The following is an 18,304-nucleotide window of genomic DNA, read 5'->3' as shown; positions in this document are numbered from 1 at the left end:
CGGATTGATGTGGCGCTCGTCACATGAGTGTCCCCTGAGGTCGCCTCTCTGAAGCCTCGCGAGCACGGCCTGTTGTCAGTGGTGGCTGCGACGATCAGCGCATGACCAACGACTGGACCGTACGCGAGTGGGACGCCGAGGCCGCCACCTTCGACGAGGAGCCCGATCACGGGCTGCGGGACCCCGTGGCGCGGGAGGCCTGGGCCGCCAGGCTCAGCGACTGGCTGCCCCGCGAGCCGTCCGACGTGCTCGATCTCGGGTGCGGTACGGGGAGCCTGTCGCTGCTCGCCGCCGAGCGGGGACACCGGGTCACCGGGGTCGACCTCTCACCGGAGATGGCCGCGCGGGCCCGGGCCAAGCTGGCCGGGACCGGCGCCGAGGTCCTGGTGGGCGACGCGGGGCGCCCGCCCGTCTCGGGGCGGCGGTTTGACGTCGTGCTGGCCCGGCATGTGCTGTGGCTGCTGCCCGACCCGGAGGCGGCGCTGCGCCACTGGGTCTCGCTGCTGCGCCCGGGCGGGCGGCTGGTGCTGGTCGAGGGAGTGTGGGGGACCGTCAGCCCGGTCGGCATCCCGGCCGCCCGGCTGACCGGCGCCCTGGGCCCCCTGGCCGACCGCGTCCACTCCGAGCGGCTCTCCGGGGACGCGCGGCTGTGGGGGCGCGCGGTCGACGACGAGCGGTACGTGATCGTGGCGACCCGCGCCGGAAAGCGGCGGCACGCCGAAGTCGTCGACGTGCACCTGCTGGTGCGCCGAGGCGATGAGGTGCTGCTGGCCCGGCGTACCAACACCGGTTACGCGGACGGCCTGTTGCACGCGCCGTCGGGCCACCTCGAGGATGGCGAGGACGTTCGGGAGGCGATGATCCGGGAGGCGTACGAGGAGGTCGGCCTGCGGCTCCGCCTGGACGATCTCCGTGTCGCGCTGGTCATGCAGCACCGCTCGCCGAGCGGCGACTCCCGCATCGGCTGGTTCTTCGAGGCCGGGTACGGCGTGGGCGGCGAGCCGGTCAACGCCGAGCCGGACAAGTGTTCCGAACTCAGCTGGCACCCCCTGGACGCGCTGCCGGACGACCTGGTGGCGTACTGCCGAGCGGGGCTCGACGCTTATCGGGCGGGGGAGCGGTTTGTCCTCCACCTGCACGAGGCGGGGGACTCCATCGCGTACGAACGTGAGGGTGCGAGCCGCGCTACGTCCCTCCTGCCGTCCGACGACCCCGCCCTACCAGGCGCCTAGGGTCTGTCCGCCGCCAGCGAGCTCAGCCAGCCCTGGCTCGCGAGGAGTTCCAGTTCGTCCAGGGCCCGGCGGGCGCGGTCGGCTGTCCGCGGGTCGCGCTCGGGCAGGCCGCTCGCGGCGAACTCGTCCTCGTCCAGGCGCAGTACCGTCTTGCCGTCCGCCGAGCACCACAGGTCCAGATCCAGGTCCTCGACCGTCAGCTCGGTGCCGGTGCCGGTGCCGGTGCCGGAGTCGGACAGTACGGCCGGGCGGGTCACGTCGCAGTACCAGCCCTTCAGGGTGCCGTCGGCCGTGCGGACCTCCTTGACCGCGTACCACCGGTCGCGCCAGTAGTGCTCGGTGAAGACGTCGCCCGGCTCGAAGCGGACGAAGCCGAAGTCCCTGGTGCCATCGGCGGCCCAGGGGGCGCGGACCGTGAGGCGCGTGCCGTCGTCGCTCACGACGGCCGCCGGATAGCGGATCTTCGTGCGACCCGCCTTGGTGAGGACGATCTCAACCGAGCTCGCGGACATAACGCACCTCCGTAGCGCCGACCTCGTAGCTGAACCACCTGTTGATGGCCAACATGGGCCCGTTGCCCGTGTCGTTGCCGGTGAAGGCCTCGGTGCGACCCGCGGCGCGGGCGCGGTGCAGCGAGGCGGCCTTGGCCAGCTTGGCCAGGCCGAGACCGCGGTGGTCGCGGGCCGTACCCGTCATCACCGACCCGTAGCGGGCGCCGCCGTCCCCGCGGGCCAGGGTGAACGCCACGGGTCGGCCGTCCCATACCGCCACCGTGGTCAGCGCGCGGTCAAACAGCGGATGCCGCCAGGTGTGGGTCAGCCAGTGCGCGTAGTCCACGAACTCCACACCGATGTCGCTCGGCTCGTCCGCCATGGTCTCCGCGTCCAGGTCGAACAGCGGACGTGGATCGTCCGCGAAGTCCTCGCCCGTGCGCAACTCGACCCCGGCGGGCACCTCGGGCAGCGGTGGCAGCGGGCCGTTCACCAGGTCGAGGCGGAGGAAGTGGGCCGACCGGCTGGAGCGGTACCCGCGCTTCTCGGCGAAGGCCCGATGCGCCGGTGCGTCCAGGACCCAGGAGTAGACGGTGGTGGCGCCCAGCGCCGCAAGCCGCTCCTCGGCGGTGCGCAGGATCAGCGAACCCGCGCCACGCCCCTGCCGCTCGGGGTCGACATAGACGTTGGCGAAGGCCTGCCCTGGCTCCGGGCTGTCGTAGGCGAGGCCCGTCTGCGCGGTGCCGATGATCTCCCCGTCCGCCTCGGCGACGAGCATCTGGAAGTGGGCCTCAGGATGCGCCTGGGCGAGGTCGAAGGCGACGGAGTCGGCGGTGGCCAGCATGAAGGGAAGGGCCGCCCGACGGACGCGGGCGAACGCCTCGGCGTCGTGGGAGTCTCCGGTGCGGAGTGCGCGAACGATCAATGCCATGGAGCGGCACGCTACGCGTGGGGCGCGCCCCCTGCCTCCCGTTTTTCCGTCCGTACGGGATACTCGGCCCGTGACCTTGAGGCTTGACATCGACCCGGGCGCCGCGACCGCGCCGTACGAGCAACTACGCACGCAGATCTCCGAGCTGGCCCGCTCGGGGACCTTGCCGGTGGGCTACAAGCTGCCGACGGTGCGCGGCCTCGCCGAGCAGTTGGGGCTGGCCGCGAACACCGTGGCCAAGGCGTACCGCGCGCTGGAGACGGACGGCGTGATCGAGACGCGGGGCCGCCAGGGGACGTTCGTGGCGGCCGCGGGGGACGCGGCGGCCCGCAAGGCCGCCGCCGCGGCCGCCGAGTACGCCACGCACGCCCGGCGGCTTGGCCTGGACCGGGCGGCGGCGCTGGCGGCGGTGGAGGAGGCGCTGCGGGCGGCGTACTCGTAGGCGAACGGACCCATGGATACGGGGCAGGCGGGGGCGGCGGCGCCCGTCACAAATACAGGCCCCCGTCCGCGTCCGCGCCCCGCTGCTCCGGGACCGACGTCGGGGCCGTGCCACGGCGCAGCGCGTACAACTCGGCGAGGGTCGCGCCGTCACGGCCGAGGCCCTCGTCCGTGCGGCCGAGCCAGTTCACGGACTCCGCGCGCGTCAGCGGGCCGACCTCGATCCGGGCCAGGCAGCGCCCAGGACGCACCACGGCCGGGTGCAGCCGCTCCAGATCCTCGTTCGTGGTCACGCCGACCAGCACGTTGCGCCCCTGCCCGAGCAGCCCGTCCGTGAGGTTCAGCAGCCGCGAGAGCGCCTGCCCCGCCGTGTGCTTGGCCTCGCCACGGATCAGTTCGTCGCAGTCCTCGAGCAGCAGCAGTCGCCAGCGGCCCTTGGCCGTACCGTCGTCCTCGCCGATCGCGATGTCCATCAGATAGCCCACATCCGAGAACAGCCGCTCCGGGTCCAGTACGCAGTCCACCTGGCACCAGTCGCGCCAGGAGCGGGCCAGCGTCCGCAGCGCCGAGGTCTTCCCGGTGCCCGGCGGGCCGTGCAGCAGCAGGAGCCGCCCCGCGATGTCCTCGGGCGTCGTCTTCATCAGCCCGTCCATCGCGTCCGCCACCGGCGCCGTGTAGTTGGACCGCACCTCGTCCCAGGTGCCCGCCGAGATCTGCCGCGTCGTACGGTGCGGGCCACGGCGGGGTGAGACGTACCAGAAGCCCATCGTGACGTTCTCCGGCTGTGGTTCGGGCTCGTCCGCCGCACCGTCCGTGGCCTGCCCGACGACCTTCTCGGCCAGCTCGGCCGTGACCGCGGTGACCGTGACGTCGGCGCCCCTGTTCCAGCGGGAGATCAGCAGTGTCCAGCCGTCGCCCTCGGCGAGCGTCGCGCTGCGGTCGCCGTCGCGGGCCGCGCGCAGCACGGTCGCGCGTGGCGGCAGCAGCGTGGCGCGCGGCTTGACGCGGTCCAGCGAGGCGCTGTGCGCGTACGGCTGCTCGCCGGTCGCGAAGCGGCCGAGGAACAGCGCGTCGACGACGTCCGACGGCGAGTCGCTGTCGTCGATGTTGAGACGGATCGGCAGAGCGTGCAGCGGATCGACCGGGGTGGCTGACATGCGGCCATGATCCGGCACCGGGCCACCTCGCGCACCGGATTTCCCCAGGCCCGCCGCGGCCTCGTTACCGACCTGTGGCGGCGAACCCCGCCGCTGGGACAACTCCCCCGGATACCATGGCTTCTGATGGGACGTCATGGGTGGGACACGGGGGTACGGCGGTGGCGGCTCGCCGCGCTGTTCGGTGTGGGGCTGGCCGTACTGGCCCTGGTCGTGACCCTCAGCTCCCCGCGTGACAGCGGCGGTTCGACGGCAGGGACCACCACCGACGGTGACAAGGTCCACGGCACGCCCGTGACACCTCCCGGGAAGCCAAGCCCCGAACTCGGCTGGGGCTTCACCCACACCGCCAACAGCGCGGACGAGGGCGAGGCCGCCGCCGTCCAGCGAGCCGAGAAGCTGCTGGCCAAGCAGCCGCTTCCGCAGATCCAGCACATCATGGGCTGGGGCGCCGACAACCCCGAACCCGTCCCAGGGCACTACGACTTCGCCGCGATAGACCGCCGGATGGACTTCGTCCGCGCCACCGGCGGCACCCCGGTGATCACCTTGTGCTGCGCACCGGACTGGATGAAAGGCGGCGAGCCGGGCGTCGACAACACCGACTGGGACCAGGTCGAGAAGGCCCCCGTACGCGCCCACTACAAGGACTTCGCGCGACTCGCCGCCACCGTCGCCAAGCGCTATCCCGACGTACGTCACTTTGTCGTCTGGAACGAGTTCAAGGGCTTCTGGGACGCGGACAAGGGCCGCTGGGACCACGAGGGTTACACCGAGCTCTACAACCTGGTCCACGACGCGCTGAAGAAGGTCGACAAGGACATCATGGTCGGCGGTCCCTATCTGGTCATGGACAGCCTCGACCCACGCCAGCGGCAGAACGCCTCCACCGAGCTCAAGGGCCCCTGGGGGAGCGCCGACCAGAGGGTCCTGGACGCCTTCCGCTACTGGAACGAGCACAAGAAGGGAGCCGACTTCGTGGTCGTGGACGGCTCCAGCTACACCGTCGACGACGAGCTGCTTCCTGACGCGTTCCGGGCCACCGAGAAGCTCACGGCTGTCGGCCGCTGGGTGCGCGAGCAGACCGGCGACCTGCCGCTGTGGTGGGCCGAGTACTACGTCGAGCCGGGCGACGCCCAGGACGCGCGCGCGGGCTGGGAGGAATCGCACCGGGTCGCCGTCCACGCCTCAGGACTGATCGCCATGGCCAAGGGCGGGGCGTCCACCGGCTTCTACTGGAACCCGCAGAACAAGGGCGCCTCCTGCGCGGGCTGCCTGTGGCGGTCCACCGAACTGAGCGACGGCGGCAGCGGTCTGCCGATGCTGGAGCTCATCTCCCGCTTTCACCGGGAGTTCCCGCCGGGCACGTCCTACGAGACGGTGGACATCGCGGCCGAGGACGACGCGTCGGACGTCCGGGTCATCGCGGACGACCAGGTCGCCTTGGTGGTGAACACCCTCGACCGTCCGATCATCGCGCGCATCGACGGTGAGAGCGTCGACCTGCGCGGCCACGAGGTGAAGTGGCTCAAGCGCTGAAGAGGCACCAGCGCCTACACCGTCGTCACGAACCGCCGCCTACACCAGCGTCACGAACCGCTGCACCAGCGAAGCCACCAGCACCGCCAGCAGCGGCAGCGCGAACCAGAACGTCCCTTGCAGCCACCGCAGTCGCCGCGCACTCGGCCGCACTGACACCCGTACCACCTCGCGCGCCGTCAGCAGCGCGATCAGCGCCACCGCCGCGAAGGCCCCCACCACCGACCACGGCGTCCAGGTCACCCTGGGGCCAGGGGGCCCCGGAGCGGGCTGCTCCACCGGCCCCCTCGGCTGCGTCTTCAGCGCGTAGAGGGAGGCGTCGTCGTGCGCGAACACCTTCGTCAGCTCCGGCCGGGCGTCGAGACTGCGGAGCACCCGGGTCTCCCAGTTCCGTGGATAGCCCGCGTCCATGTACAGGTAGGTCGACTGCCCCCGGTTGACCATCAGGTACGAGTTGGGGCCCGCGTCCTTGAGGGCCTTCACCAGGCCGGAGACCAGCACCGGGTCGGGCGGCGCCAGCGTGGGCACGTACCGCACTCGCTCCATGTCCCTGCTGCCCCAGGGCATCGCGGGCGTCACATTGACCTCGGTGTTATCGCTCATCCACAGCAGCCGCGCGGTCGGCCGGTCATGCTCGTACACGTACTCCATGGCCGCGACCTCACCGCCGCGTACCCGCTCGAAGGGCTCGTTGCCCCAACGGGCGATCAGGAAGCCGCCGACCAGGATCAGCCCCGCGAGGAGCGCGGCCAGTGGAGCCAGGCTCACCCGGTCCCGGTCGCGCTCCTGTGCCGTGACGCCGGTGCGCGGGAACAGCGCGAGGCCCGCGAGCAGGGCTGCCCCCGGCAGGGCGAACATAAAGACGCGCAGGGCCATTTCGCCGCCGTACGACTGCATGCCGAAGCCCAGGAACGGCACGAACGTGAGGACGAGCAGCGAGCGCTCGGCGTACCGGTGGGCGCGGCGCCGCAGCCAGCCCCAGCAGGCCAGCGCCAGCACCGAACCAGCCAGCGCCACGCGCGCGTAGAGCACCAGCTGATGGGTGGAGCTGCCGCCCTCGATCCGGCCCGCGACCGACGAGGTGACATTGCCGCCCACGCCGCCGACCCCGCCGAACAGTTCGTCGAAATGCCCCGACCAGTACGGCTCGGCGAAGAAGCCCACCCACACGGCCACCAGCACCCCGAACAGGATCGGCAGCCCGCGCAGCTCCGAGCGGCCCACCAGAACCAGCACGGCGAGCACCCCGAGCATCACGAACGGCGTGAGCTGGTGCGCCGGGACGGTCGCGGCGAACAGCGCCAGCAGCACGAGCAGCAGTACGGTGCGCTGGCCGCGGGTGCTGGGCAGCACCTCCGCCTCGCCGGGCCGCCGTTTGGCCCACAGCATGCGGGGAGCCCGGAACCACGCCAGCAGGATCGCCACGAAGACCAGGTACAGCAGGAAGGTGAAGCCCTGCGGCGAGAAGTAGTCCTGTCCCACCCAGCCGCTCAGCACGAAGATCCAGACGCCGGTCCACCGCGCGCGCCAGCCCGCTCGCATCGAGCGCGTCAGCAGGAACATCGGCGGCAGATACAGCAGTTGGATGGCCAGCGGCCACCAGCGGATCACTCCACTCAGGTCCGAGACCCCGCAGGCCTCGGCGACGAAGACCGCAGCGGCGAAGAAGCCCGGCCAGCTGAAGCGCGCGTCCAGGTCGGGCGCGGCCGTCCCGGTCCGGTCGATGTACTCCAGGAAGCCCAGGTGCTGCCAGGCCGTGGCGAACCGTGGCTCGGCCTCGATCACCGCGGGCAGCGCGTGCAGGGACACCAGCGTCGCCAGCAGTACGAGGGTGAGCAGCACCCGGTGCGGCCGCTCGTGCCACAGCAGCGAGGCGAACGCGACGACCAGCAGGGCCGCGCCGAGCAGGGTCGCGGGCGGCAGTACGGAGATGAGACCGAGCCCGCCCATGGCCTCCAGGTCGGCCTCGCTCATGCCGAGGACGGGCACCCAGAACAGCGCCAGGGCGGCGGCGAGCAGCGCCCCGATGCCGTAGGTCCGCCGCCAGCTGTGGGGTGTGGGTGTGGGCTTCGGGCTGGGCGGGGGCGTGGCTGGGCTCGGCGCGTGGGCGAGGTCCGCGCTCCGCTCACCGGACGGCTCCGGCTCCGGGGTGGAGCCGGGCCTGGGCGCGGGCGGCGCTAGCGGGGCGTTGAGGGCCCAGGTGGGCCGGTGTTCCTCCGCGTCTCCTGCGACCGGTGGCCCGGTGTCCTTGAGGTGGGCGCCGCGCGCTCCCGGCTGGACGTCTCCGAAGAAGAGCCCTCGGATCTGGACGGTCCCGCTGTCCGGGGCGGGTCCACTGTCCTGGGCGGGCGCGCCGTCCCTGTCCCTGTCCCTGTCCTCGTCTTCGTCAGCGTCCCGCGTCGCGGGCGCGTCCGCTCCGGTCTCGCCCGGGCCCGCGCGGAGATCGGGGCGGCGCTCCTGATGGTCGATGTCGGCCCGTACCCCGAGCTCCAGGGTCGACGCGTCGAACACCCGCCGCAGCGCCCAGGTCGGGCGCTGCCCGGTGTCCTTGGTCAGCCGGACCGTACCGCTGTCGGACTCCGCCGTACCCAGGTCGGCGAGGTCGCCGTCGGGCGCGACCGATGCCGGGCGCCCCGCCCCCGGCGGCACCGACCTGACGATGCGGTACAGCTTGAACCCGGCGATCGTAGCGATCAGCGCGAGGCTGGAGACCTCCGCGATGCCCGCGCCGATCAGCCCCATCCTGGGGAGCAGCAGCAGCGTCAGCCCGAGCACCAGCACACACAGCGCGCCCTGCAGGTACGCGAGCCCGGACGTACGGCTCTGGGCGCGCAGCACCGCGAAGTACGTCTCGATGACGACCCGCAGCAACGCGCCGACCGCGAACACCCGCAGTAGCCCGGTCGCCGCATCCGCGTACCCCTGGCCGAACGCCCCCAGAATGTACGGAGCGCCGAAGAACAGCGCCCCGCACACCGGCAGCATGATCCGTGCCATCCGGCGCAGTGCGGCCCGGCAGTTCGCCGCCAGCCGCGCCGGATCGTGCGCGCCCTCCACGGTGAGCGAGGCACCCATGTTGATGGCGAGCAGATTGACCGTTCCAGCGATCGTGGCGGTGATGTAGAAGTACGCGTTGTCGACCGAGGTCACCTGCGCGGCGACGATCACCGGCAGCAGGTAGACCACGGCGAGCGAGAAGAGCGCCCCCGTGTAGTCACCGGCCAGGAAGCGGCCGAGCTCGCGCGCGGTCGGCGGCGTTGACTTACCCTCGGTCGCCTTCACATGACGTGGCACCAGGCGCCGGAAGACCAGCCAGCCCAGCGGCAGTACGGACACCCCGATCGCGGCGACCCAGGAGACGAACACCCCGGCCGTCGGGATCGCGGCGGCGAACACGATCAGGAGCACCAGCTTGACCACCGAGAAGACGGTGTTCCCGACGGGCACCCAGAGCGCGCTGCGCAGCCCGGTCAGCACCCCGTCCTGGAGCGTCAGCACCGACCAGGCGACGACCGCCAGCAGGAACCCGAGGCCGTTCAACGGCCCGTGCAGAAACCTGTACGAGGGTCCCCACAGGTCCAGCGTGAGCAGGAAGATCCCGGCCGCGACCGCCACGAGCAGCGAACTGCCCGCGTACGTACGGAAGATGAATCTCCCGGTGGCGCGGCCCGCGATCGGGATGAAGCGGGCCACCGCTCCGGTGAGCGTCACCGCGGTGAGCCCGGCCAGCAGCTTCATCGCGGCGATCGCCGCCGAGCCCTGGCCGACCGCGGTATCCGAGTAGTAGCGGGCGGCGGCCAGCCAGAAGCCGAGTCCCAGCACCCCGCTGATGCAGGTGTTGAGCATCAGGGCGTACGCGTTGCGGAACAGCGGATCGCCGCCTCCACCTCCGCCTCCGCCGCCTCGCCGTGGCAGTCGCAGGCCCAGCCGTCGGGCGGACGGTGCCCGTCGCGCCGTCCCGGTTGGCTCGCTCGCCGTGACCCCGGCCTGGGTGGTGGTGTCAGTCACGAGTGGGGAAGGCCTTCCCGTACGCTCGTCGGGTTCGGCGGACCATGGCGTATCCCTGCGTCAGGGCATGCTGCGCGGCGAAGCTGCGCCCGATCGCCTGCCCCTCAACGATGCGGGTGAAGGCCTCTGTTGAGGTGCCGCGGCGTACGGTCAGCCGCCGGATCGCGTACGGCCCCTGGCGGCGCTGACCGAGCGCGTTGCCCACCGCCAGGGCTTGCCGGAACCCTGCGTCGCGTACGGCGCGCCGTACGCGTCGGCTGGAGTAGCCGTACGGGTAGGCGAAGGACTCCGGCCGGGTGCCGAGTTCGTCGCCGATGATCTCCCGGCAGCGCAGGAGTTCGAACCAGAGCGCGTCGTCGTCGAGCTGGTCGAGCTGGGGATGGGTGTGGCTGTGCCCGCCGATCTCGACACCGGCCGCCGCGAGCGCCCGCACCTGGGGCCAGTCGAGCATGGTGTCCGGGGCGCCCCCGGTGTCGTACGGCCCGCGTAGCCAGCCCGTGGACACGAACACCGTCGCCGGGAAGCCGTGTTCGGCCAGGGCCGGAAGAGCGTGGCCGTGCACGCCCGCGTACCCGTCGTCGAAGGTGATCAGTACGGGCCGGGGCGGGAGCTGTCCGCTGCCGCGCCAGGCCGCCGCGAGGGCGCTCGTGGTGAGCGGGGTGAATCCGCGTTCGGCGAGCACCGCCATCTGCGCGGCGAAGGCGTCGGGTGACACGGACAGGTCGCGGGTCGCGAGCATGGGCGTCCGCGCCACGGCGTGGTACATCAGCACGGGCACAGCGGATCTCACGCGACGCCCCCTTCCCCCGCGTCCGACGGTGGTGTTTGGACCGGCCACGGCGCCGGGTCGGACGGCGGCGCATGCTCCCGCGGCGGCGTCTGGTCCCGGGGCGGCGCTTGGTTCGTGAGCGGCGTTTGGTCCGGCGACGGCGCCGTGTCCGACAGCGGCGCTTGGCCCGTTAGTGGCGGCGGGGCCTTGGATGGCGGGGCCTTAGGCGCCGTTCGGGTCCGGGGCGGTGACCCCGTACCCCCGACGCCGACGCCGACGCCGACGCCGACACCGGCCCCGCCCCCGGCGACCGCCGTCTCCGCTCCCGCGAAGGACACGCCAGCGCGCCGGGCGCGGATGCTGCCGAGCATGTACCCGCCCGCCGCCGCGGCCACCCCCGTCACGATCGCGCCCGCCCGCCCCGCGCCACCCGGGCGGCCGAGCAGCGCGTCCCGTACGCCGCGGCCCACTCCGGCGGGCAGTACCCGCGTGGTGTAGCGGCGCTCCGACTCAAGTCCCTTACCTCTTCCCACACTTCGCGCCACCAGCGCCTTGGACAGCCCCTCGGCGTAACATCGCGAACGGAAGTAGCGCAGCCGCTCACGGACCACGGGCACCCGATGGTGGATCACCGCCCGGTCGTCGATCAGCAGCACCGCGTCCGGCCTGGCGTTGGCCAGCCGGATACAGAGCTCGGTCTCCTCGCAGCCCAGCGGCCGCTTGTCGCCGTCGCGGCCGATGCCGGTCGCGAAGCCCCCCGCGATGTCGAAGGCCGACCGCCGGAAGGACGCGTTGCCGCCCAGTACGTTGCGCACCTGGACCCGGCCACGCGGCAGCCCCCGGTACGTACAGCCGACGACCCAGTCGAACTCTTCGGGGAACCAGGCGGGGCGGCGCCCCGAGCCCCAGATGGGCTCGGTGCGGCCGCCGACCGCGAGGACCCGGGGGTCCTCGTACCCCGAGGCGAGGTATCTGAGCCAGTCCCGCTCGGCGACGGCGTCGTCGTCGAGGAAGGCGACGATCTCGCCGCGGCAGGCGGCGATGCCGGTGTTGCGGCCCGCGGAGAGGCCGCGGGGACCCGCGTTCGCGAGCACCCGCACCTCCTCGCCTACGTCCACGCCCTGGAACTCCCGGCTGAGCCGGGCCAGTAGCCGCGGGTTGTGGTCCACGACCAGCAGCGTCTCCCGTGCGGGCAGGGACTGCGCGCGCACCGAGGAGACCGCCGCGAGGATGTCCTCCCAGCGCTCCTCGGTGTACACGCAGATCACCACGGAGATGTCCATGGGGATCTCCATGGGGACTTCCATGGACATCTCCCGGTGGCTGCCGTCGCTCTGGTGGCTCAAGGCGCCACCCCTCGCCCGGCGCGCAGCTCCGCGGCCGTCCGGGTGCGCAGGCGCAGCGCCCGGCGGCTCGAGCGCTCCTTGAGGATCACCCTGAGCACCCGTAGGCCGTCCCGTACCGCCCGCAGGTTGCTGGTGCCGTGGATGCGGAGGTACTCGTGGCTGGGGATCTCCTGCACCTTCAGCCCGGCCTTGACCACCCGGATGTTCATCAGCGTCTCGACCTCGAAGCCGGTGCAGTCGAGGTCGATCTGGTCGAGGCAGTGCCGCCAGAACGCGTTGTAGCCGTAGCAGAGATCGGTGTAGCGGGCGCCGAACTTGGCGTTGACGACGGCGCACAGGACGTGGTTGCCCAGCTTGCGGATGGGCGTCATGTCGTCGGTGCCACCGCCGTTGGCGAAGCGGGAGCCCTTGGCGAAGTCGGCGCCGGAGACCAGCGCCGAGACATACGAGACGATCTCCTCTCCGTCAGCCGAACCATCCGCGTCGACCATCACGATGATGTCGCCGGTGCTGGCCGCGAAGCCGGTGATCAGGGCATCCCCCTTGCCCGTGCCGCGCTGCTTCACGACCTTGACATCCGGCCGCAGCTCCCGGGCCACCCGCACGGTGTCATCCGTGGAGTTCCCGTCGACCAGGACCACTTCGTGTATCCAGTCGGGCAGCGTCTTGAAGACGTACGGGAGATTCTCCGCCTCGTTCATCGCGGGGATCACGACACTCACCGGTGGCGCTATCGCGAGGTGAGTGGAGATCAGCCGGTACGGTAATGCGTCCTTGCCCGGTATCGCCGGGCGTACAGAAGAGCTCACGAGTCTTTTCCCTCTCGTCCGGTGGACCGCCCGCCCCCGGGCAGTCCGGATGAGTTTCCGGTTCGAAAGAGGGGGCCTCACCAGGGCATGACGGCATGCCGGAACGGAACACCGGACTACCTGGTGAGCTGGGAAAACTGACCGCATGGCACGCGACTCGGCACATGACGTCACCGAGCACGGCACCCCCCTACCGCGCCCCACGCCGATGACCACCGCGGTTCTTGAGCCCTCCCCTAGAGCCGCGTGCATGATGGTCCGGTGCGGGTGAATGTATGACGGTATTGATAACTAGGCCGCTATGGCAAGACCTGGAACAAGGACTCGCATTTATTGGCTTTGGCGTTTTTTGCGCCGGCGTTAATGGATCATGGAATGCCGTGGCCGGTGCTTTCTCCTTTCGGTCTTCATTCTCTTGAACGGATCTTTCTCATTGAGCGGATCTTTCCGACGCGCTTGAGCAGTCGATCGGCAGGCTCGAACAACTCGGGCCTGGACACCACGGTGTTACGCAGCGCGCGGACCGGTACGCGACGCGCCCGGTACCCGATCGCCACGGGGTGACGTCGTGTCACCCAGCCCTCGGACACGGTCAGCTCACGCGTCTTGAGGGAGTCCTTGTATTCCTTCTGGCCCCGGCCGAGATCGAGGTAGGCGATGCCGTCGGCGGCAGCCGCCTCGGCCATCCGCAGATGCAGGATCAGTCCGGGGGAGTACTTGGCGTACTCCGGGTCGTACGCGGGAAACCAGCAGGCGAGCACCCGCTCGGAACGCAGCCCGAAGTGCGCGGCGATCGGCCGCTCGCCCGCGTAGAGCACCGAGAGCAGCCCGCCGGACGGCATCGGCCGGGTGTGGAAGAGCCGCTGGACGAGCTGGGTGATCCAGGGATGCGCGAAGCGGTCGCCGCGCCCGGTTCTGCGGTACTGCGCGGACTTCCAGGCCATCAGGACGCGTAGCGCCTCGGGGTCGCGCTCGTCGTGGACATAGCGCACCTCGCCCGCGTCCCGGCCCAGCTTGCGTTCCTTGGCGAGGGTGGTCCTGGCGAACTTCGGTGACCTCGCGCGCAGTTCGGCGAGGTAGGCCGGGTACCCCTGATCGACGTCCATGACCGGCGACGCGAAGTCGGCCGCCGCGAAGGCCGCGAACGGCGGCTGGCCCTGTACCAGGTGGTCGAACTCCCATACGGCGAGCCCGCAGGCCGCGAGCAGCTCCCGGGCGTCCCACCTCAGGCCCGCCCGGTGCACCAGCCCCTGGCAGTCGGAGACGCCCAGGCCGACGGCCCGGCCAACACCCGTGCGGGAGCGCTGGTACGGCAGGAAGGCCGCGGGCTCACCGCCCTCTCGTACGACCGCGATCCGCACCCCACGGCGACAGTGGCTCACGGCGAGGGCGAACTCGGGTGACAGGAACGGGTTGGCCAGCTCGGGTGTGCCCTGTAAGTGGGCCTTGGACTGTAAGGCTGTCCAGGCCGCCCGGTCGGCGGCGGTCAGCTCACCGGGGCGGTGCACGCTGATGTCCACGTCATGGAGTCCGTCTTCTCGCTGTGCGGCCACCGTGCGGGTGGCGCACCAGGGTGAGTACCAGAATCAGGAGGCTGATCACGGCGACTGCCGTGATCCCGCCACGTATCGACCACAGTCGCAGGGCCAACATGGCCTGGGCGACCAGGAGATTGACCGCTACCGCTGCCGCCGATGACGCCACCAGGCGGCCCCATGGTTCCAGCCCCCGCAGGGCGAGGGCGACCGCGCCGCCGGGCGCGGCGAGGAGAAAGAAGAGCGCGAACGGGCCGCGCAGTGAGGTGTCCAGGTCGGCGAGTGCGAGCACGCCGCCCACCGCCGTGACGGCGACCGCCGCTCCGGCCAGGGTGTACATCGGCAGGTGGTCGGGTGGGTCACTGGTGTGCTGCATACGCGACTTTTCCCCCCGAAGCGTCGGATGCGGGCTTCAATGTCGCGCAACCGGCGGTGGCGCGTCAAGGACGCCCATGGTTCGACGGAGGGTCACTTGCCGGACACGGTAAGGAAGTTGAACTGCTCAACAGTGCCGTTCGTTTAAACCTGTACATAGGGAACTCTTCTGTACCGAAACTTCTTGGCATGGACACTATCCACGAAATGAGGTGGGTGGTACCACAGTTGTGGCAGTGATCCTGCTAAAGGAGGTTCCATGAGATTATCCCGAATCACGGCATACCTGTCCTCGCTCCTCCTCGCCGCCGGGCTCACCCTCGCCGGGGCGAGTGCGGCCTACTCCGCCGACGCCGAACAGGCGGCAGCGACCGGCTATGTGGCGCTCGGGGACTCCTACTCATCGGGGGTCGGGGCCGGTAACTACGACAGCGGCAGCGGCGACTGCAAGCGCAGCACCCGCGCCTATCCCGCGCTCTGGGCGGCCGCCAACTCGCCCTCGACGTTCCACTTCACCGCCTGCTCCGGGGCCCGTACCACTGATGTGGTCAACTCCCAGCTCGCACCCCTGAGCGCGTCGACCGGGCTCGTCTCGATCTCGGTTGGCGGCAATGACGCGGGCTTCGCCGACGTCATGCTCACCTGCGTCCTCAACTCCGACAGCGTCTGCCTGAGCCGTATCGCCGAGGCCAAGCAGTACGTCGACACCACCCTTCCCGGCCGCCTCGACACGGTCTACTCGGCCATCGACGCCAAGGCGTCCAACGCCCATGTGGTCGTCCTGGGCTACCCGCGCTTCTACAAGCTGGGCGGTGGCTGCTGGCTGGGGCTGTCCGAGACCAAGCGCTCCGCCATCAACGGCGCCGCCGACTACCTGAACGCCGCCACCGCCAAGCGCGCCGCCGACCACGGCTTCACCTTCGCCGACGTCACTCCGGCCTTCACCGGACACGAGATCTGCTCCGGCAACTCCTGGCTGCACAGTGTGAACTGGGGCAACATCGGAGAGTCGTACCACCCCACCGCGGCCGGACAGTCGGGCGGCTACCTGCCGACCTTCGCCGCCGCTGCCTGACCGCTGGTCTGACCGCTGGCCTGACGGACGGCCTGACGGATGGCCTAACTGTTCGGTGCGTAGGAGGAGCCTCCGCTGGTCGGGGGCTCCTGTTCGCAGGTCACGGAGTACGCCACGGCGTTGGACTTCTCGGTCACCGGGTCGCGAACCTCCACGCTGATCTCGTTGTCCAGGGTGCCGTCCGGATCGTGGCCCAGCTCCGTGTGGTTCACCTGCTGTGTCTTGTCCCCGCCGTCGGCGAACTGGAGGGTCTTCCAGCCGGGGTTGGTCGGCTGGCCGGTCTTGGTCAGCCAGCGGTACTCGACGGTGACCGGGGTGCGGCCCACGGTGAACGACGCGGTGAAGGACGGCGCCTGGGCCGCGGGGGGCGGGCACGGGCCGGAGTAGCTGTCGTTGGTCGCGGTGACGGACACCTCGACGGTGTGTGGGGGATGGGTGGTCGGGCCGCCGTCTCCACCGGTGTCTCCGCCGCCGTTGTGGCCTCCGCCGTTGTCCCCGCTACCGGTATCGCCCCCTTGGGTGGTGCCGTTGCTGGCGCCGTTGTTGGTGCCCCCGGTGTCGCCACCGTTCCCGCCGGAACCGCCGTCCGTACCGCCGCTGTCGCCACCGCCGTCTGAACCACCGCTGTCACCACCGCCGCCCGAGCCGTCCCCGCCGGTGGAACTCCCGCCGTTTGAACCTCCCCCATTCCCGCTGCCGCCACCGCCTCCGCCGCCGTCCATGAGGGCGTACGTCAGGCCGCCGAGGGCGAGGACCAGCGCCGCGAGTCCCGCGATCAGCAGCAGGGCGCGCCGGGGGCGGGGTGGGTCAGGCGCGGGGTCAGGCGCCGGGTTCGGATGCGAGTCCGAGGAGCCCGGCTGGGTGTGGGAACCGGGACCAGGGGGTGGTGGCGGTACGGGGGACGGGGTGGTGACCGTCGGCCGACGGTGCGGGTCCGACTCCGCGTCGAGACCCGGCCCAGGCGGCGGCGCACCACCCGTGGCCACGCTCCGCAGCGCGCGCTCGGCGTCCGCCGCGGAGAGCCGCTCGGCGGGTTCCTTGCGCAGCAACCCCTCGATGACCGGGGTCAGTGCCCCGGCCCGGCTGGGCGGCGGCAGCTCGTCCTCGACGACCGCGCGCAGCGTCGACCACGGGGTGTCCTGCCGGAACGGGGAGTGCCCCTCGACCGCCGCGTACAGCAGCACACCCAGTGACCACAGGTCCGACGCGGGGGTAGGCGTCCGGCCTATCGCCAGCTCCGGAGCCACGAACTCGGGTGAACCGACCAGCTCGCCGGTGACGGTCAGATGCGAGGCGCCCTCAAGCCGCGCGATCCCGAAGTCGGTGAGGACCACCCGGCCGTCGTTGGCGAGCAGGACGTTGCCCGGCTTGACGTCGCGGTGCAGTACGTCCGCAGCGTGCGCGGCGCGCAGGGCGGCGAGCACCTCGGCGCCGACCTGAGCGGCGCGCCGCGCGGGCATCGGCCCTTCGGCGTCCAGGACATCGGACAGGGACAGCCCGCGCACCAGTTCCATCACGATCCACGGGCGCCCGTCCTCGGTCACCACGTCGTAGACCGTGATCACGGAGGTATGCGAAATCCGGGCCGCGGCCCAGGCCTCGTTCTCCAGGCGCGCGTACATCCGCTCCACGTCCTCCGGCGGAATCCCGCCCGGGGCGCGCACCTCCTTGACAGCCACCTCGCGCTTCAGCACCTCGTCGCGGGCGCGCCATACGACACCCATGCCGCCCGCGCCCAGCCTGGCGAGCAGCCGATAGCGGCCCGCGATCACCCGCTCACTGTCTCCTGGACTGTCTCCTGGGCCCTGCTGGCCAGCGGTTCCTGATGCGTCGTCGCTCACAGGCGAACCCCCATCCGCGGTGGAGCGATTTTCCACCAAAGTACCCTGGTCGGGCGGGGTTGCATCCCTCTCTGACAGGGCAATCCAACTCAGCCTGGAATCAGGCGGATTCGGAGAGTTATTGTCAACATCCTTATGAGAGCGGTGAATCCCGTGGGCGGGATACACGAGTGTCACTGAGGGGCGATAGGGTTAGCCTGCCCGGGCCGGGTGCCCTCGTATGGGTGGGGAGTGACATGGAACAGATAACAGTGCGCAGCAGGGCGCGAGTCCCTGCGATCACCTGCGGGAGCAGCGCTACCAGCTCTCGTCTTGACCGTCATCTGTCGGTGCTGGGCGGACCTGCCGTCCCGCAGCGGGAGACGGTCGAGGCGACGTTGCTGATGCGTGAGCTGACCACGCGTGATGTCGCGCACGAGCGCACGGGGCGGGGCGCGCGGATGCGTCGGGTCTCGCTCTTCGCGCCACTGCGGCGGCTGAGCCGCACGCTCTTCGGCGGTCGCTGAGCCCGCTGTCAGGGCGAAGGCGGCCGTTGTCTGGGCCCGTGAACCACGGGCCCACGACCACGGGGCGTGTCCGGCGGATCATGCCGGGGCGCGACCCGCAGAGCAGCGTCGCCCGCTCCACCAGGCCTGATCCGCCAGACACCTCCCGCTCCAGTCCCGACTCCCGCTCGAACTCTGGCTCCCGCTCCACACCGGCTCCAGCTCCAGCCCCCCGGCTTCACGCCTGGCCCGTTCCTGTGGCCCGCTCCC

14 protein-coding genes and 1 pseudogene are annotated in these 18,304 nt (G+C 71.1%); 5 read left to right on the top strand and 10 right to left on the bottom strand.

Going from position 1 to position 18,304, the window contains the following annotated elements; genetic code table 11:
• Positions 1-101: 101 nt before the first annotated feature.
• A complete protein-coding gene (locus tag GCN81_RS02210; protein ID WP_156721683.1) occupies positions 102-1,232 on the top strand; it encodes a methyltransferase domain-containing protein in 1,131 nt (376 codons plus the stop codon).
• Here the strand turns inward: GCN81_RS02210 and GCN81_RS02205 are convergent.
• Together GCN81_RS02205 and GCN81_RS02200 are read right to left on the bottom strand one after the other, a co-directional pair.
• Positions 1,229-1,744 carry a DUF402 domain-containing protein gene (locus GCN81_RS02205; RefSeq protein ID WP_156721682.1) on the bottom strand — a complete coding sequence of 172 codons (516 nt, stop codon included), beginning with the start codon at positions 1,742-1,744 and terminating at the stop codon, positions 1,229-1,231. The genes GCN81_RS02210 and GCN81_RS02205 overlap by 4 nt on opposite strands.
• Positions 1,725-2,654: a GNAT family N-acetyltransferase gene (locus GCN81_RS02200; RefSeq protein WP_156721681.1), complete on the bottom strand. Its 930-nt coding sequence runs from the start codon at positions 2,652-2,654 to the stop codon at positions 1,725-1,727. The genes GCN81_RS02205 and GCN81_RS02200 overlap by 20 nt, the downstream gene beginning before the upstream one ends.
• Positions 2,655-2,724: 70 nt before the next feature.
• Between GCN81_RS02200 and GCN81_RS02195 the strand changes: the two genes are divergently transcribed.
• On the top strand, positions 2,725-3,096 hold the full coding sequence (locus GCN81_RS02195) for a GntR family transcriptional regulator (protein ID WP_156721680.1): 372 nt from the start codon (positions 2,725-2,727) through the stop codon (positions 3,094-3,096).
• Between the two features lie 46 nt (positions 3,097-3,142).
• Here GCN81_RS02195 and GCN81_RS02190 read toward each other — a convergent pair whose 3' ends face one another.
• Positions 3,143-4,252, bottom strand: a complete 1,110-nt coding sequence (locus GCN81_RS02190) for a DUF5925 domain-containing protein (protein ID WP_231626302.1) — start codon at positions 4,250-4,252, stop codon at positions 3,143-3,145.
• 126 nt (positions 4,253-4,378) lie between these two features.
• Here GCN81_RS02190 and GCN81_RS02185 point away from each other — a divergent pair, with 126 nt between their 5' ends.
• On the top strand, positions 4,379-5,791 hold the full coding sequence (locus GCN81_RS02185; protein WP_156721678.1) for a GH39 family glycosyl hydrolase: 1,413 nt from the start codon (positions 4,379-4,381) through the stop codon (positions 5,789-5,791).
• A 39-nt stretch (positions 5,792-5,830) separates the two neighbouring features.
• Here GCN81_RS02185 and GCN81_RS02180 read toward each other — a convergent pair whose 3' ends face one another.
• From GCN81_RS02180 to GCN81_RS02155, 6 genes and pseudogenes are all read right to left on the bottom strand, one after another.
• Entirely contained in the window at positions 5,831-9,799 is a 3,969-nt protein-coding gene (locus GCN81_RS02180; RefSeq protein ID WP_231626301.1) for a lipopolysaccharide biosynthesis protein, read from the bottom strand.
• Positions 9,792-10,565, bottom strand: a complete 774-nt coding sequence (locus GCN81_RS02175) for a polysaccharide deacetylase family protein (RefSeq protein WP_197287443.1) — start codon at positions 10,563-10,565, stop codon at positions 9,792-9,794. Before GCN81_RS02175 ends, GCN81_RS02180 begins: the two co-directional genes overlap by 8 nt.
• Positions 10,566-10,873: 308 nt before the next feature.
• A pseudogene (locus tag GCN81_RS02170) lies at positions 10,874-11,875 on the bottom strand (glycosyltransferase family 2 protein); the annotation flags it as partial.
• A gap of 35 nt (positions 11,876-11,910) precedes the next feature.
• The gene (locus tag GCN81_RS02165; RefSeq protein ID WP_156721676.1) at positions 11,911-12,723 is read right to left on the bottom strand and encodes a glycosyltransferase family 2 protein; all 813 of its coding nucleotides are present in this window, start codon (positions 12,721-12,723) and stop codon (positions 11,911-11,913) included.
• A gap of 407 nt (positions 12,724-13,130) precedes the next feature.
• Positions 13,131-14,243 (bottom strand): GNAT family N-acetyltransferase, encoded by a 1,113-nt coding sequence (locus GCN81_RS02160; protein ID WP_156721675.1) that lies wholly within the window; start codon positions 14,241-14,243, stop codon positions 13,131-13,133.
• A 1-nt stretch (position 14,244) separates the two neighbouring features.
• Positions 14,245-14,634: a hypothetical protein gene (locus GCN81_RS02155; protein WP_231626300.1), complete on the bottom strand. Its 390-nt coding sequence runs from the start codon at positions 14,632-14,634 to the stop codon at positions 14,245-14,247.
• A gap of 258 nt (positions 14,635-14,892) precedes the next feature.
• Here GCN81_RS02155 and GCN81_RS02150 point away from each other — a divergent pair, with 258 nt between their 5' ends.
• Entirely contained in the window at positions 14,893-15,708 is an 816-nt protein-coding gene (locus tag GCN81_RS02150) for an SGNH/GDSL hydrolase family protein (RefSeq protein ID WP_156721674.1), read from the top strand.
• Positions 15,709-15,752: 44 nt separating this feature from the next.
• Here the strand turns inward: GCN81_RS02150 and GCN81_RS02145 are convergent, their stop codons facing one another.
• Positions 15,753-17,432, bottom strand: a complete 1,680-nt coding sequence (locus tag GCN81_RS02145) for a serine/threonine-protein kinase (protein WP_156721751.1) — start codon at positions 17,430-17,432, stop codon at positions 15,753-15,755.
• A gap of 353 nt (positions 17,433-17,785) precedes the next feature.
• On the opposite strand from GCN81_RS02145, the gene GCN81_RS02140 reads away from it, so the two are divergent.
• Positions 17,786-18,055, top strand: coding sequence for a hypothetical protein (locus GCN81_RS02140; RefSeq protein WP_156721673.1), 270 nt, complete (start codon positions 17,786-17,788; stop codon positions 18,053-18,055).
• Positions 18,056-18,304: the final 249 nt, after the last annotated feature.

This window comes from Streptomyces apocyni, from assembly GCF_009739465.1.
Classification (GTDB): Bacteria; Actinomycetota; Actinomycetes; order Streptomycetales; family Streptomycetaceae; genus Streptomyces; species Streptomyces apocyni.
Note: the sequence above shows the minus strand (reverse complement) of the source record. Positions and strands in the feature narration are given on the sequence as shown.

Excerpts from the sequence above, each read along its gene's own strand:
- GCN81_RS02205 (WP_156721682.1), bottom strand. The coding sequence starts at position 1,744 with ATGTCCGCGAGCTCGGTTGAGATCGTCCTCACCAAGGCGGGTCGCACG.
- GCN81_RS02190 (WP_231626302.1), bottom strand. The coding sequence starts at position 4,252 with ATGTCAGCCACCCCGGTCGATCCGCTGCACGCTCTGCCGATCCGTCTC.
- GCN81_RS02145 (WP_156721751.1), bottom strand. The coding sequence starts at position 17,432 with ATGGGTGTCGTATGGCGCGCCCGCGACGAGGTGCTGAAGCGCGAGGTG.
- GCN81_RS02175 (WP_197287443.1), bottom strand. The coding sequence starts at position 10,565 with ATGTACCACGCCGTGGCGCGGACGCCCATGCTCGCGACCCGCGACCTG.
- GCN81_RS02150 (WP_156721674.1), top strand. The coding sequence starts at position 14,893 with ATGAGATTATCCCGAATCACGGCATACCTGTCCTCGCTCCTCCTCGCC.
- GCN81_RS02210 (WP_156721683.1), top strand. The coding sequence starts at position 102 with ATGACCAACGACTGGACCGTACGCGAGTGGGACGCCGAGGCCGCCACC.
- GCN81_RS02155 (WP_231626300.1), bottom strand. The coding sequence starts at position 14,634 with ATGCAGCACACCAGTGACCCACCCGACCACCTGCCGATGTACACCCTG.
- GCN81_RS02140 (WP_156721673.1), top strand. The coding sequence starts at position 17,786 with ATGGAACAGATAACAGTGCGCAGCAGGGCGCGAGTCCCTGCGATCACC.
- GCN81_RS02185 (WP_156721678.1), top strand. The coding sequence starts at position 4,379 with ATGGGACGTCATGGGTGGGACACGGGGGTACGGCGGTGGCGGCTCGCC.
- GCN81_RS02200 (WP_156721681.1), bottom strand. The coding sequence starts at position 2,654 with ATGGCATTGATCGTTCGCGCACTCCGCACCGGAGACTCCCACGACGCC.